General features: G+C 62.2%; 14 protein-coding genes. 10 read left to right on the forward strand and 4 right to left on the reverse strand.

What is annotated here, in order from left to right; all coding sequences use genetic code 11:
• Nucleotides 1-34: 34 nt before the first annotated feature.
• Nucleotides 35-913: a ChaN family lipoprotein gene (locus D3880_RS04450; protein ID WP_119892311.1), complete on the forward strand. Its 879-nt coding sequence runs from the start codon at nt 35-37 to the stop codon at nt 911-913.
• A 281-nt stretch (nt 914-1194) separates the two neighbouring features.
• On the opposite strand, the gene D3880_RS04455 is transcribed toward D3880_RS04450, so the two are convergent.
• From D3880_RS04455 to D3880_RS04465, 3 genes are all read right to left on the reverse strand, one after another.
• The gene (locus D3880_RS04455) at nt 1195-1983 is read right to left on the reverse strand and encodes a Crp/Fnr family transcriptional regulator (protein ID WP_119892312.1); all 789 of its coding nucleotides are present in this window, start codon (nt 1981-1983) and stop codon (nt 1195-1197) included.
• A 106-nt stretch (nt 1984-2089) separates the two neighbouring features.
• Complete coding sequence (locus tag D3880_RS04460; protein ID WP_119892313.1) at nt 2090-2362, reverse strand: TfoX/Sxy family protein; 273 nt, start codon at nt 2360-2362, stop codon at nt 2090-2092.
• 145 nt (nt 2363-2507) lie between these two features.
• Entirely contained in the window at nt 2508-4070 is a 1563-nt protein-coding gene (locus D3880_RS04465; protein WP_119892314.1) for a bifunctional aminoglycoside phosphotransferase/ATP-binding protein, read from the reverse strand.
• Between the two features lie 116 nt (nt 4071-4186).
• Here D3880_RS04465 and mrcB point away from each other — a divergent pair, with 116 nt between their 5' ends.
• Genes mrcB through D3880_RS04480 form a run of 3 tightly spaced genes read left to right on the forward strand, consistent with a single transcriptional unit; the run spans nt 4187 to nt 7642 of the window.
• Nucleotides 4187-6514, forward strand: coding sequence for a penicillin-binding protein 1B (gene mrcB, locus D3880_RS04470; protein WP_119892315.1), 2328 nt, complete (start codon nt 4187-4189; stop codon nt 6512-6514).
• A 46-nt stretch (nt 6515-6560) separates the two neighbouring features.
• The gene (locus tag D3880_RS04475) at nt 6561-7313 is read left to right on the forward strand and encodes a tetratricopeptide repeat protein (RefSeq protein ID WP_119892316.1); all 753 of its coding nucleotides are present in this window, start codon (nt 6561-6563) and stop codon (nt 7311-7313) included.
• Nucleotides 7313-7642: a YqcC family protein gene (locus tag D3880_RS04480; protein ID WP_119892317.1), complete on the forward strand. Its 330-nt coding sequence runs from the start codon at nt 7313-7315 to the stop codon at nt 7640-7642. The genes D3880_RS04475 and D3880_RS04480 overlap by 1 nt, the downstream gene beginning before the upstream one ends.
• Nucleotides 7643-7658: 16 nt before the next feature.
• On the opposite strand, the gene D3880_RS04485 is transcribed toward D3880_RS04480, so the two are convergent.
• Nucleotides 7659-8090: a DUF4124 domain-containing protein gene (locus D3880_RS04485; protein ID WP_119892318.1), complete on the reverse strand. Its 432-nt coding sequence runs from the start codon at nt 8088-8090 to the stop codon at nt 7659-7661.
• Nucleotides 8091-8505: 415 nt separating this feature from the next.
• On the opposite strand from D3880_RS04485, the gene D3880_RS04490 reads away from it, so the two are divergent.
• The 6 genes from D3880_RS04490 to msrQ all read left to right on the forward strand — a co-directional run bounded on the left by D3880_RS04490 (nt 8506) and on the right by msrQ (nt 14445).
• Nucleotides 8506-10230 carry an acetolactate synthase 3 large subunit gene (locus tag D3880_RS04490; protein ID WP_119892319.1) on the forward strand — a complete coding sequence of 575 codons (1725 nt, stop codon included), beginning with the start codon at nt 8506-8508 and terminating at the stop codon, nt 10228-10230.
• Nucleotides 10231-10232: 2 nt separating this feature from the next.
• Complete coding sequence (ilvN, locus tag D3880_RS04495) at nt 10233-10724, forward strand: acetolactate synthase small subunit (RefSeq protein ID WP_119892320.1); 492 nt, start codon at nt 10233-10235, stop codon at nt 10722-10724.
• A 45-nt stretch (nt 10725-10769) separates the two neighbouring features.
• On the forward strand, nt 10770-11786 hold the full coding sequence (gene ilvC, locus D3880_RS04500) for a ketol-acid reductoisomerase (RefSeq protein ID WP_119892321.1): 1017 nt from the start codon (nt 10770-10772) through the stop codon (nt 11784-11786).
• A gap of 150 nt (nt 11787-11936) precedes the next feature.
• Nucleotides 11937-12752, forward strand: coding sequence for a CDP-diacylglycerol--serine O-phosphatidyltransferase (gene pssA, locus D3880_RS04505; RefSeq protein ID WP_119892322.1), 816 nt, complete (start codon nt 11937-11939; stop codon nt 12750-12752).
• Nucleotides 12753-12814: 62 nt separating this feature from the next.
• Entirely contained in the window at nt 12815-13819 is a 1005-nt protein-coding gene (gene msrP, locus D3880_RS04510; protein ID WP_119892323.1) for a protein-methionine-sulfoxide reductase catalytic subunit MsrP, read from the forward strand.
• Nucleotides 13819-14445 (forward strand): protein-methionine-sulfoxide reductase heme-binding subunit MsrQ, encoded by a 627-nt coding sequence (gene msrQ, locus D3880_RS04515; RefSeq protein ID WP_119892324.1) that lies wholly within the window; start codon nt 13819-13821, stop codon nt 14443-14445. Before msrP ends, msrQ begins: the two co-directional genes overlap by 1 nt.
• Nucleotides 14446-14533 lie beyond the last annotated feature (88 nt).

Genomic DNA, 14533 nt, shown 5'->3' on the forward strand with positions numbered 1-14533 from the left:
GCCTTGCGCCTATCCCCACTCTAGAGGTACTCCTGTGCGTCTTGCTCTGTTGCTTTGTCTGACCCTGTTGGCGGCCTGCCAGTCCGTTCCCCCGTTACCGACCTGGCAGAGCCCGGAAGGCCGTGAACATGCCGAACTCGGGGTGATTCGCGACCTGCGCAGTGGCGAGCTGTTGACTCCGCAGCAACTGGTCGAGCGTTTGGCCGCCGCGCCGCGGGTGCTGGTCGGCGAGCAGCACGACAATCCCGATCACCATGCCCTGCAGCTGTGGCTACTCAAGGCCCTCGCCGAGCGCCGGGTGCAGGGCAGCCTGCTGCTGGAAATGCTCAATCCCGACCAACAGGCCAAGGTCGAGCAGGTGCGCGCCGAGCTGAAGGCGGGGCAGCCGCCGGCCGACTTGGCGAGCGCGCTGGCCTGGCAGAAGAACTGGGATTGGGCGCTCTATGGCCTGATCGTCAGCTATGCCCTGGCGCAGCCTTATCCGCTATTGGCGGCGAACCTGGATCGCAGCGAAATCCTGCGCATCTACCGTGAGCAACCGCTGCTCAATGGCAAAGTGTCCACCGCGCCAGGCGTGCGCGAGCCGTTGCTGGCACAGGTCCGCGAATCGCATTGCGGCCTGCTGCCCGAAGCGCAGCTGCCCGCCATGCTCGCCGTGCAGCAGCAGCGCGACCGGCGCATGGCCGAGCGTCTGCTGGCGGCGCCGCCCCCGGCGCTGCTGTTCGCCGGCGCCTTCCATGTGCGCCGCGATCTCGGCGTGCCGCTGCATCTGACCGACCTCGGCGCGGCGAGCGGCAATCTGGTGCTGGTATTGGCGGAAGTGGGTAAGCCGGTTGAGGCCGAGCAGGCCGATTTTGTCTGGTACACCGCCGCGCTGCCGGTGCAGGACCACTGCGCCAAACTGCGGCGCTGAGCCACTCAAAGATTGGCCGCCCGCGTGGGCGGCCTTTTCTTGCGGGCAAAAAAAAGACCCGGCAGAGCCGGGTCAAAAACCGTGATTAGCCTGATGAGGAGATAATCTGAAAAGTCCGACTGGATAGTCTCTCAGCTTATCGGCTGATCTCGCGATCAGTTGAGAGAATAATAACAATTCTCATTTCTAAGTCAACACGCCGTTGCTAGTTTTTTGCTTAGCGCCTACCTGAAGCAAAGAACCCGGCATCGCGCCGGGTTCTGCCGAGCGTGGCAAGCTGATCAGGCGGTGCGCAGTTGGGTGACTTCCTTGTTCAGCAGGTCGATGCGCCGGGCCATGCTCTCGATCAGGCTGTGGGCGATGCGCGGGTTGCTCTGCATCAGGCTGAGGAACTGCTCCTTGGGAATCACCATCACCGTGCAGGGCTCGCTGGCCAGCACCGTGGCGCTGCGCTTTTCTCGGGTGAACACGGCCATGGCACCGAAGATTTCATCTTTCTGCACGTCGCCGACCTTGTGGCCATCGACATAGGCCTCGGCGTGGCCTTCGATGATGATGAACACGTGATTGGCCTCGTCGCCCTGGTGGATCAGCTCTTCGCCGGCGGCGAAATGCTGGAAGCCGGTGGCCGGGCGGATGTCCGGCTGCTTGAGGTGGGCGAGGGCGTCGGAGAGCAGGGCGGTGTGGCCGATCAGGTACTGGATCAGCAGCTCCTGGCGCTGCTCGCTGGCGTAGATGTGCTGGAGCACCTCGTGACGCGCATAGGGGATCAGGCTCAGCGGTTCTTCGCTGCTGTAGCGGCAGCTCGGCAGTTCGATGCCCTGGCGCAGGCCAACCAGATCGCCTTCCTGCAGATAGAACAGTGGGCGCTCGTCGACCAGCGCATGCAGCAGGCCATTTTCGATGATGAACACCTGATCGTGCGGCAATTCCTGCACCAGATCATCCGTGCGTTCGATGCGCAGCGGCTCGCCGGCGGGAGCTAGGCCTTCCAGGAGTTGGTTGGGGATGCTTTGCAGGCGGTTGATCAGTTGGTCGGCGTAGGCCGGTTGCTCCCCGAGTAGATACATACGGTAATTCCTTGAACTGGCTGGGCTGACGAGAATCCACGAACGTCCCTGAAACAATAGGCTGTGCCCCCCTTGCGCGTAAATCGCTCAGCGCAGAGGTTGTGAGCTAGCTCTTATTGTCGGCTGGCGGAGCATCCAGTTGGCCATTCAACGCGGCCTTATGGTCGGCAGGCAACTGGTTCCAATGGACGTCAAGCAGTGCCCCTTCAATCGCATAGAGCAGCACTTTGGAGGCGCGAAAGCCGCGTGCCTGCACGGCCCGGTAGGCACCGACCGCGCCGAGGCGGCGCAGGTCGGTGGCGCTGTGGATGCCTGCCGCATGTAGCCACTGAGCCGAGGTTTTGCCGAGGTTTTTCAGGTGTTGTAGTTCGTCGTTCATGACGCCTCCTTGCCCCACCGGACGGCTGTCCCGAGGTCAAGTGCTCGGGCAGTCTGCTGGAGAGTGTAGCGGTCGGCGGGCAAAACGCGGTGACGGGCGTCGGGAGGTGCGGCAGGGTCGGCCTGCCGCGGATTTTGCGGCGCGTTTAAAGCCCCGGCAGGCGTTGCCGAATCCCGCTGATCAGGCTATCCAGGCTGGCGCTCTCGTGGGTGTTGACGCGCTTGCAGTGGGTCAGCTCCTCGGCGCCCAGGGCCTCGCGACTGGCCTGTTGCGCCTGGATGACCTCGAGGGTGGCGTCGGACGGATCTTGTCCGGCGTTCTGGCGCTGGGCCAGCCATTCGACGATCACTTCCTGCGGCGCCTGGCAGTCGAGAATCAGGAATGGCACGCCGGCGCTTTCGGCCGCCAGGCAGGCGGCCTGGCGTTGCGCTTGTTGCAGATAGGCCGCGTCGATCACCACCGGAAAGCCGGCGTGCAAGGCGCCTGCGGCCAGTTGATGCAGGCGCTGGTAGGTCGCGGCGCTGGCGTCTGGGTTATAGATGCCGCCGTGCAGCTGGCCCTGAGCGGTCGCGGGCTGCTCGCCGAACAGGCGCTTGCGCTCGACGTCCGAACGCAGGCGGATGGCGCCCAGGGCCTCAACCAGGCGCACGGCGACATGGCTCTTGCCGACGGCGGAAACGCCATGGGTAATGGCCAGTAGGCGCGAAGGAATGGCGCTGTAGCTCTCCGCCAGGGCGGCATAGCTGCGGTACTGGCGCAGGATCACCGCGCGCTGCACGGCATCCTGCTCCTGACCGAGGCGGAACAGGTTGACCTTGGCGCGTACCAGGGCGCGGTAGGCCTTGTAGAAGTTGAGCAGCTCCAGCGCGGCGTAGTCGCCGGTGTGCTCCAGCCAGGTGCTGACGAAGCGGCGCGCCAGCGGCTTGAGGTTGCGGTCTTCCAGGTCCATGGCGAGGAAGGCGGCGTCCGAGGCGATGTCGATCATGCGGAATGGCTCGTTGAATTCGATGCAGTCGAACAGCACCACCTCACCGTCCAGCAGGGTGGCGTTGCCCAAGTGGATATCGCCGTGGCATTCACGGATCGAGCCGTTGGCCGCGCGCTGGGCCAGCAGCGGTTCGAGGCGGCTGAAGCTGGCCTCGGTCCAGGCCTCGAGGGCGTCCAGCTGTTGCAGGTCGAGCTTGTCGCTGAGCAGTGGGCGGATCTGCGCGAAATTCTGCCGCATCGGCGCGACGATCGCCTGCGGCGAGCACAGCGGATGGCTGGCCGGCACGGCCGGGGTCTGGGCGTGGAAGTCGGCGATCTGCTTGGCCAGCGCGTCGATGTGCGCGGAGGTCAGCTCGCGGCGCGCCTGCACTTCGCTGAGCAACTGGCTCTGCGGGAACTGGCGCATCTTCAGCGCGTATTCGATGGCCGGGCCGGCGCCGGCCAGTTGCGGCGCCTCGGCGCTGCCGGTGATTGGCAGCACTTCCAGGTACAGGCCTTCAGTCAGACGCTGGTTGAGGCGCAGCTCCTCGCCACAGAAGTGCTGGCGGGCGGCCAGGTCGGTGAAGTCGAGAAAGCCGAAGTTCACCGGCTTCTTAATCTTGTAGGCATAGGGGCCGGTCAGCAGTACCCAGGAAATATGCGTCTCGATGACCTGGAACGCCTCAACCGGGTGCGGATAAAGGGCGGGGTTCTGCAGCGCGGCGATCAGGGTCTGGCTCACGGTCGATCCTTGAGTACGGACTGAATGGAAAGGCGCATTATGGCCTCTGAGGGAGGCTGTGCAAACCGCCGGAGGGTGCCTGCCGGCCCTGGACAAAGTGCGTATAATGCGCCGCCATGACACGCTCCCGATCTTCCCGCTCCCCCCGTTCGCGCGCTAAGCGCTCCTCTTCCGGCATGCGCCCCTGGCTGGGTTGGGCCCTCAAGCTCGGCCTGGTTGGCCTGGTGCTGCTGGCCGGTTTCGCCGTTTACCTGGATGCCGTGGTGCAGGAGAAGTTCTCCGGCAAGCGCTGGACCATCCCGGCCAAGGTCTACGCCCGCCCGCTCGAGCTGTTCGTCGGCCAGAAGCTGACCAAGGGCGACTTCCTCACCGAACTGGATGCCCTCGGCTATCGCCGCGAGTCGTCGGCCAGTGGCCCCGGCGCGACGGTGGTGGCGGGCAATAATGTCGAACTGCATACCCGTGGCTTCCAGTTCTACGAGGGCGCCGAGTCGGCGCAGCGGGTGCGCGTGCGCTTCTCCGGCGATTATGTCGCCGCCCTCAGTCAGGGCAATGACGCCGAACTGGCCGTCGCTCGCCTGGAGCCGTTGCTGATCGGCGGCCTGTATCCGGCCCACAACGAGGACCGCATCCTCATCAAGCTGGATCAGGTGCCGCCTTATCTGGTCGACACCCTGGTGGCGGTGGAGGATCGCGAGTTCTTCAATCACCACGGGGTTTCGCCGAAGTCCATCGCCCGCGCCATGTGGGTCAACGCCAGCAGCGGGCATCTGCGCCAGGGCGGTAGCACCCTGACCCAGCAGTTGGTGAAGAACTTCTACCTGACCAGCGAACGCAGCCTCGTGCGCAAGGCGACCGAGGCCATGATGGCGGTTTTGCTGGAGCTGCATTACGACAAGCAGGAAATACTCGAGGCCTACCTCAACGAGGTGTTTCTCGGTCAGGACGGTCAGCGTGCGGTGCATGGCTTCGGCCTGGCCAGCCAGTACTTCTTCAGTCGGCCGTTGGCCGAGCTGAAGTTGCATCAGGTGGCGATGCTGGTCGCCATGGTCAAGGGGCCGACCTACTACAACCCGCGGCGCAATCCCGAACGCGCCTTGGTGCGCCGCAACCTGGTGCTCGATCTGCTGGCCGAACAGGGCGTGGTGACAGCCGAGGAGGCGGATGCGGCGAAAAAACTGCCGCTGGGCGTGACTGCGCGCGGCAGCATGGCCGACAGCTCCTATCCGGCGTTTCTCGACCTGGTCAAGCGTCAACTGCGCCAGGACTACCGTGACGAGGACTTGACCGAAGAAGGCCTGCGCATCTTCACCAGCTTCGACCCGATTCTACAGCTCAAGGCCGAGGGTGCCCTGGGCGCGACCCTGAAGGGCTTGAGCGGGCGCAAGGGCGTCGACCAGGTGGAAGCGGCGATGGTCGTGACCAATCCCGAAACCGGCGAAGTACAGGCGATGATCGGCAGTCGCCAGCCGCGCTTCGCCGGCTTCAACCGGGCGCTGGACGCGGTGCGGCCGATTGGCTCGCTGATCAAACCGGCGGTTTACCTGACGGCGCTGGAGCGACCCAGTCAGTACACTCTGACCAGTTGGCTGGCCGACGAGCCGTTCTCGGTCAAGGGCCAGGATGGTCAAGTCTGGCGGCCGCAGAATTACGACCACAAGGCGCACGGCACTATTTATCTGTATCAGGGCCTGGCCAACTCCTACAACCTGTCCACCGCCAAGCTGGGCCTGGAAGTCGGCGTGCCGAACGTGCTCAAGACCCTCGCCCGCCTCGGTGTGTCGCGCGAGTGGCCGGCTTACCCATCGATGCTGCTGGGTGCCGGCTCGCTCAGCCCGGTGGAAGTGGCGACCATGTACCAGACCCTCGCCAATGGCGGCTTCAATACCCCGCTGCGGGGCATTCGCAGCGTGCTGACGGCCGACGGGCAGCCGCTCAAGCGCTATCCCTTCCAGGTCCAGCAGCGCTTCGATCCCGGCGCCATTTACCTGGTGCAGAATGCCATGCAGCGGGTCATGCGCGAGGGCACCGGGCGTTCGGTGTACAGCCAGTTGTCCAGCTCGCTGAATCTGGCCGGCAAGACCGGGACCAGCAACGACTCGCGCGACAGCTGGTTCGCCGGCTTCAGTCAGGATTTGCTCGCGGTGGTCTGGCTGGGCCGTGACGACAACGGCCCGACGCCGCTGACCGGTGCCACCGGTGCGCTGCAGGTGTGGACCGGCTTCATGCGTCGCGCCGATCCGTTGCCGCTGAACATGCCGTTGCCGGACAACGTGGTGCAGGCCTGGATCGACGCCGGCACCGGTCAGGGTTCGGCTGCCGGCTGCCCGAATGCGGTGCAGATGCCGTATATTCGTGGTAGTGAACCGACGCCTGGTCCGGCTTGCGGACTCGAGGCGCCGGTGGACGCGGTGATGGACTGGGTGCGCGGGTGGATGAATTGAGCGCGTGGGCGAATAGATCGCCGTCAAGTGACGAGGGTGTGCAGTAGTGAATAAGTGGTTGATTCCTGCGCTGGTGTCCAGCGCATTGTTGAGTGGCTGCGCGTCGCCCCAGCGTGGCTCTATCCCGGTGGTGGATTCGGGGACCTCAATCACTGAAGAGCAGGTCGATGGCGGGGGTTATCGTCAAGCTGCGTCGCAACCGCAGGCGCAATCGCTGCCGCAGGATGCGGGGGTGGTGGTGATGGTGCCTGGCGCGAGCAATGGCGGCTCATCCAGCCAGGCGCTCCCGGCTGCCAGTGCACCGATTTCCGGGTCGATCGATGGCGGTCCGGTTACCCCGGGACCGATCGCTCCGGGTCCAGGCGCAACTGCGCCGGGCGCCAATGTTTCCAACTCACCGCCCAGCTACGGCGCACCGGCTCCGACTGCCCCCAGTGGCATTCCTGCCGCCGGCGGTCTGGCGGCCGACGAGCAGCTCGATGGGCCGGTGTTGGCATTGCTGACCACTGCGCAACAACAGCAGGGCGGTGGCGATCTGAATGGCGCCGCGTCCAGCCTGGAGCGGGCCCAGCGCATTGCGCCACGCGAACCGCAGGTGCTTTATCGTCTGGCTGAAGTACGCCTGGCCCAGGGCGATGCCGCCCAAGCCGAGCAGCTCGCCCAGCGTGGTCTGAGCTATGCCGGCGGACGCCCGGCCCTGCAGGCCAGCCTCTGGGGTTTGATTGCTCAGGCCCGTGAGCGTCAAGGCAATGCCGCCGGCGCCGCGCAAGCCCGCGAGCGGGCACGGGCCAATCTCTGATGGATACTCGGTTGCCAGTCCTGGCGGAGCAACTGCTGCTGATCGAGCGGGAGTTGCGCTTGCAGGGCTGGTGGGCGGATGAGCCGCCCAGTGCTGAGGCGCTGGCCAGCCAGGAGCCGTTCTGTGTCGACAGTCTCGCCTTCGAGGAATGGCTGCAGTGGATCTTCCTGCCGCGCATGAAGAGCATTGTCGAGCAGGGTGGGCCGTTGCCTGGGGTTTCCGGTATTCGACCGATGGCCGAGGTGGTCTATCGCGAGCATCCGCTACAGGCCAAGGCGTTGCTCAAGTTGCTGGATGATTTCGACCGTCTGATCAAAGGGGCGATCTAAGACCGCCCGAGTCGGCTTACTGGCAGTTTTCCTTGATCGCCTTTTCCGCTTCACTGATCCGCGTTTGACGCTCTTCTTCGCTTAGACGACGTACTTCACCATCGGCTTCGGTCACGCGCAGGCGCGGATTGTTCTGCAACTGGGCCAGATTGGTGCGCATGTTCTCACAGTATTGCTTGCGCTCCGCTTCCTTGGTTGCCACCTCTTTCTTGACTTTGGCGTCGATGGCTTGCTGTTCGGCGTCGCTGGTCTGGGCGGGCTGACTGGCGGGAACTGGTGGCTTGGGCGGGGGAGCGACGGTATTGACCGGGGTGGCAGCCTGGCCTTGAGGCGGTTGCGAGCCGAAGTGGGTCGTGCCTTTGTCATCGACCCATTTGTAAACCTGGCTGGCCATGGCGGTAGCACTCAGGGCGAGCAACAAACTGCCGGTGAGTATCATGCGACGCATGCTGTTTCCTTTTATGAGCGGCTTATGAGCGGCGGGAGTCTGGCTACTATAACCAAAACCCGTTGATCGTCATCCTGCGTTATGTCACAGCGATAGTGGGAATTAGGCCTAGGTATGACTTGACTTGGCCTGATCGAATCCGAACAATTCAACGTTCGCTGTAGTGGGCCAGCCGCAAGCCAGCTTTTCTCAGCAGACCATGAGGTGCACACCCGCGCCGACCTGCTTTACCCGCACCGCGTTACCTCGCGCTGGGTGGGAGAATCCCGCAACACTAGGGACGATCCCAATACTTGCTCAGTCAGTAGCTGACGTAGTCGGCGACCACCCGTCGCTCATGCTCTCTGCTTGGCAGTAAACCTATTTGATTGCCGTCTAGCTTTGACGGTCTTCTGGCGTTCTAGAGGTGAAAAACGTGGAGCTTTTAACCGGCGCTGAAATGGTCGTCCGCTCGTTGCGTGACGAAGGCGTTAAGTACATCTATGGGTACCCTGGCGGTGCCCTGCTGCATATCTACGACGCACTGTTCAAAGAGCATGATGTGACCCACATCCTGGTCCGTCACGAACAGGCGGCTACCCATATGGCCGATGGTTATGCGCGTGCCACCGGCAAGCCGGGCGTCGTGCTGGTCACCTCCGGCCCGGGCGCGACCAACGCCATTACCGGTATCGCCACTGCTTATATGGACTCGATCCCGATGGTGGTGATTTCCGGTCAGGTACCGAGCAACATGGTCGGCACCGATGCCTTCCAGGAAACCGACATGGTCGGTATCTCCCGGCCGATCGTGAAGCACAGCTTCATCATCAAGCACCCGTCGGAAATTCCGGAAGTCATCAAGAAGGCCTTCTATCTGGCTCAGTCCGGCCGTCCAGGTCCGGTGGTGGTGGACATTCCCAAGGACATGGGCGACCCGACCCAGAAGTTCGAATACGCCTATCCCAAGAAGGTCAAGCTGCGCTCGTACAGCCCGGCGGTTCGTGGCCATTCTGGCCAGATCCGCAAGGCTGCCGAAATGCTCCTGGCCGCTAAGCGCCCGATCCTTTACGCCGGTGGCGGGGTGATCATGGGCGGCGCGGCCGAGCCGCTGACCGAGCTGGCGCAGATTCTCAACCTGCCGGTGACCAATACCCTGATGGGCCTTGGCGCTTTCCCGGGTACCGACCGCCAGTTTGTAGGCATGCTCGGCATGCACGGTAGCTACACTGCCAACCTGGCCATGCACCATGCCGACGTGATTTTGGCGGTGGGTGCGCGTTTCGACGATCGGGTGATCAACGGTCCGAGCAAGTTCTGCCCGAATGCCAAGATCATCCATGTCGACATCGACCCGGCCTCGATCTCCAAGACCATCAAGGCCGACATCCCAATCGTCGGCCCGGTGGACAGCGTGCTGACCGAGATGGTCGCGATCCTCAAGGAAATCGGCCAGAGCCCGAGCAAAGAGGTGGTCGCCAGCTGGTGGAAGCAGATCGACGAATGGCGTGGTACTCGCGGCCTGTTCCCGTACGACAAGGGTGATGGCTCGATCATCAAGCCGCAAACCGTTATCGAAACCCTGTGGGAAGTGACCAAAGGCGATGCCTACGTCACCTCCGATGTTGGCCAGCACCAGATGTTCGCCGCGCAGTACTACCGCTTCGACAAGCCCAATCGCTGGATCAACTCCGGCGGTCTCGGCACCATGGGCTTCGGCTTCCCGGCGGCGATGGGCATCAAGCTGAACTTCCCGGAGCAAGATGTGGCTTGCGTGACCGGTGAAGGCAGCATCCAGATGAACATTCAAGAGCTGTCCACCTGCCTGCAATACGACCTGCCGGTGAAGATCATCAATCTCAACAACGGCGCGCTGGGTATGGTGCGTCAGTGGCAGGACATGCAGTACAGCAGCCGCTACTCGCACTCCTACATGGAATCGCTGCCGGACTTCGTCAAGCTGGCCGAGGCCTATGGTCACGTCGGGATGCGTATCACCGACCTGAAAGACCTTAAGCCGAAAATGGAAGAAGCCTTCGCCCTGAAGAATCGCCTGGTATTCCTCGACATCCAGGTCGACACCAGCGAGCACGTCTACCCGATGCAAATCAGAGACGGCTCGATGCGCGATATGTGGCTGAGCAAGACGGAGCGGACCTGAGCATGCGACACATCATCTCCCTGTTGCTGGAAAACGAGCCGGGCGCCCTGTCACGCGTGGTGGGTCTGTTCTCCCAGCGCAACTACAACATCGAAAGCCTGACCGTGGCGCCGACCGAAGACCCGACCCTGTCGCGTCTGACGCTGACTACTGTCGGCCATGACGAGGTGATCGAGCAGATCACCAAGAACCTCAACAAGTTGATCGAAGTGGTTAAGCTGGTGAACCTGTCGGAGAGCGCGCACATCGAGCGCGAGCTGATGCTGGTCAAGGTCAAGGCCACCGGCGCTCAGCGCGCCGAGATCAAGCGCACCACCGACATCTTCCGTGGGCAGATCGTCGACGTGACTAGCAGCGTCTACACCATCCAGCTGGCCGGTACCAGCGATAAACTGGACAGCTTCATCCAGGCCATTGGCACCGCGTCGATCCTGGAAACCGTACGCAGTGGCGTCACCGGCATTGCCCGTGGCGACAAAGTGCTCAGCATCTAACTCTTTAGCGAACGGCCCACGAGGCCAGAAAATAGGGGAATTCCCATGAAAGTGTTTTACGACAAAGACTGTGACCTCTCGATCATCCAGGGCAAGAAAGTCGCCATCATCGGCTACGGCTCCCAGGGCCATGCCCAGGCGTGCAATCTGAAAGATTCCGGCGTTGACGTTACCGTAGGTCTGCGCAAAGGCTCCGCCACCGTAGCCAAGGCTGAGGCCCATGGCCTGAAAGTCACCGACGTGGCCACTGCCGTCGCTGCTGCCGACCTGGTGATGATCCTCACGCCGGACGAGTTCCAGTCCAAGCTGTACAAGGAAGAAGTCGAGCCGAACCTGAAGAAGGGCGCCACCCTGGCCTTCTCCCATGGTTTTGCCATCCACTACAACCAGGTCGTACCGCGTGCCGACCTCGACGTGATCATGATCGCGCCGAAAGCTCCGGGCCACACCGTGCGTTCCGAGTTCGTCAAAGGCGGCGGCATCCCTGATCTGATCGCCATCTACCAGGACGCTTCCGGCAATGCCAAGAACGTCGCCCTGTCTTACGCTGCTGGCGTCGGTGGCGGCCGTACCGGCATCATCGAAACCACCTTCAAGGACGAGACCGAAACCGACCTGTTCGGTGAGCAGGCCGTTCTCTGTGGTGGTTGCGTTGAGCTGGTCAAGGCTGGCTTCGATACACTGGTGGAAGCGGGTTACGCCCCGGAAATGGCCTACTTCGAGTGCCTGCACGAGCTGAAGCTGATCGTCGACCTGATGTTCGAGGGCGGCATCGCCAACATGAACTACTCGATCTCCAACAACGCCGAATACGGTGAGTACGTCACCGGTCCGGAAGTGATCAACGCCGAGTCCCGCCAGGCCATGCGCAACGCTCTGAAGCGCATCCAGAACGGCGAGTACGCGAAGATGTTCATCCAGGAAGGGGCTTCGAACTACGCTTCGATGACTGCTTACCGCCGCAACAATGCCGCTCACGGCATTGAAGTGGTTGGCGAGAAGCTGCGCGCGATGATGCCGTGGATCGCTGCCAACAAGATCGTCGACAAGAGTAAAAACTAAGCGCTTGTCGATGGGGAGAAAACGCGGCTTAGGCCGCGTTTTTTCATTCTGCGGCAGGGCTTCTGGTATAAAGCCTGGGAGCTGTCGCGGGGTGGCAAACCTCGCGGCAACCGCTTTGTCGAAAACTCAAACCGTTGCAAGGTATTGTCCATGAACGAACGTCCCGAGGAGCCGAATCCGGCTTCCGACGAAGAAAGCCTGCTGCCGATCGATGAGCATATTGAGGAGGGCCACGATGCCGAAGGGCGCAAGGTCCGTCATCGCGGCATCTATCTGTTGCCCAACCTGTTTACCACGGCCAATCTCTTCGCCGGTTTCTATTCCGTCATCAATGCCATGAGTGGCAACTTCTCGGTGGCGGCAGCGGCCATTTTCGTCGCGATGGTTCTGGATAGCCTGGACGGCCGTGTCGCGCGCCTGACCAATACCCAGAGTGCCTTCGGCGCCGAGTACGACTCGCTGTCGGACATGGTCGCCTTCGGTCTGGCTCCCGCTCTGCTGGCCTTCGAGTGGGCGTTGGCGGATTTGCGCAGCGTCGGCCTGGCGGTTGCCTTCATCTATGTGGCTGGTGCGGCCCTGCGTTTGGCGCGTTTCAACACCCAGATCGGCAAGGTCGACAAGCGTTACTTCATCGGTCTGGCCAGTCCGGCCGCCGCCGGCGTGGTGGCTGGTACCGTGTGGGCCTTCAGTGATTTCGGCATCAAGGGCTCGAACATGTCGTTCATCGTCGCTCTGCTGGTGGCCGCTGCTGGTGCATTGATGGTCAGCAACATCAAGTACCACAGCTTCAAAGACCTCGATCTCAAAGGTCGGGTGCCCTTCGTCGCGATCCTGGTTGTGGTGCTGGCGTTCGCCGTGGTCTTCAGCGACCCGCCACGCATCCTGCTGCTGATCTTCCTGGCCTACGCTGCCTCCGGCCCGGTGCAATACTTGTTGCAGCTGCGCCGTCGCAAACAGGTCGAGTGATGTAATTTCCCTCCGGCTCCGCAGTCTATAACGCACACCTCGTCGTTAGCTGCGGAGTCACCATGCTAATCCGAACACCTTTTCCTTCCGCCTCGCATGAACACGAGGTCACCCCCGAATCCGTTTATCTGTCGCGGCGCAGCCTCCTGGCCGCGGCGGGTGGTCTCGCGGCTCTTTCGGCCTGGCCGAGCCTGGCTGTCGAGTCCGCGCGTTACGCTGATGTCGAGCCGGTCCAGGCGCCTACCTGGTTTGCTGACAAGCTGCCGGGCATCCGCTGGCAGGCGGTGACGGCCGGTGAGGAGGCGCTAACGCCTTTCAAGGACGCCACCCATCACAACAACTATTACGAATTCGGTACTAGCAAGACCGATCCGGCCAGGTATGCCGACGCCTTGGTGACTGAGCCTTGGAGCGTCCTGATCGATGGCGAGGTCGCCAAGCCGGGGCGTTATGCGCTGGAGGATCTGCTCAAGCCGTTCCAGTTGGAAGAGCGTATCTACAGGCTGCGATGTGTCGAAGGCTGGTCGATGGTCATCCCTTGGTTGGGCTTCCCGCTGGCGGATTTGCTTAAGCGGGTCGAGCCGACGGGGCAGGCTAAGTTCGTGCGCTTTGAAACCCTGGTCGACCCGGAGCACATGCCGGGCCAGCGCTCTGGCTTTTCCCTGCTCGATTGGCCTTATGTGGAAGGCTTGCGTTTGGATGAGGCGATGCATCCGCTGGCCATCCTGGCGGTGGGCATGTACGGTCGCATTCTGCCCAATCAGAATGGTGCGCCCCTGCGTTTAGTGGTGCCTTGGAAATACGGCTTCAAAGGCATCAAGTCGATCGTTCGTATCAGCCTGACTGCGGATCAGCCGAAAACCACCTGGGAGACCATTGCGCCGGAGGAGTATGGCTTTTATGCCAGCGTCAATCCGCAGGTAGACCATCCGCGCTGGAGTCAGGCGCATGAGCGGCGCCTGCCAGGCGGTTTGTTCAGCCCCAATATCATCCCGACGCGGTTGTTCAACGGTTACGATGAGGTGGCCGGCTTGTATAGCAATCTCGATCTGCGGAAGTACTACTGATGCGTTATCGACTCTGGCGAATGTTGGTTTTCCTCTTGGCGCCGCTGCCTCTGTTGGGCTGGGGCTATCAGGCCTGGATCTTTGCCTTGGGTGCCGACCCAGGGAAAGCGCTGGTTGATCGTTTAGGGCTGGCGGCGTTGTGCTTCTTGCTCTTCACCTTAGCGATGACGCCCTTGCAGCGTCTCACGCGTTGGGGCGGCTGGGTCGCGGTGCGCCGGCAGTTGGGGCTGTGGTGTTTCACCTATGCGGTGCTGCATATCTCAGGGTATGTGGTTTTCTTGCTGGGACTGGATATGGGGCAGCTGCTGATTGATCTGGGTAAGCGCCCTTATATCTTTGTCGGCGCCTTGGCGTTTATCGGCTTGCTGGCCTTGGCCCTGACGTCCAACCGCTTCAGCATCCGACGCCTGGGTAAGCGTTGGAAAGCGCTGCATCGAGCGATCTATGTGATTTTGTGCTTGGTTCTACTGCACATGCTTTGGGTGGTGCGCGCCGATTTGGCTGAGTGGTCTGCCTATGCGGCTGTGGGTGCTTTCCTGCTGCTATTGCGCACGCCCGCTATTGCCGCCTTGCTATCTCAGCTGTTTGCCCAGCCTGCAGCGGAAATGACGAAAAGATTTCAATAAGCTGTTGACGGGAGTTTTAGTGGGCCTATAATGCGCACCACTTCCGGCGCAGTCCTTATGTAAAAGATCTTGATAATCAATAGGTTAT

The sequence above is a fragment of the Pseudomonas cavernae genome (assembly GCF_003595175.1).
Taxonomy (GTDB): Bacteria; Pseudomonadota; Gammaproteobacteria; order Pseudomonadales; family Pseudomonadaceae; genus Aquipseudomonas; species Aquipseudomonas cavernae.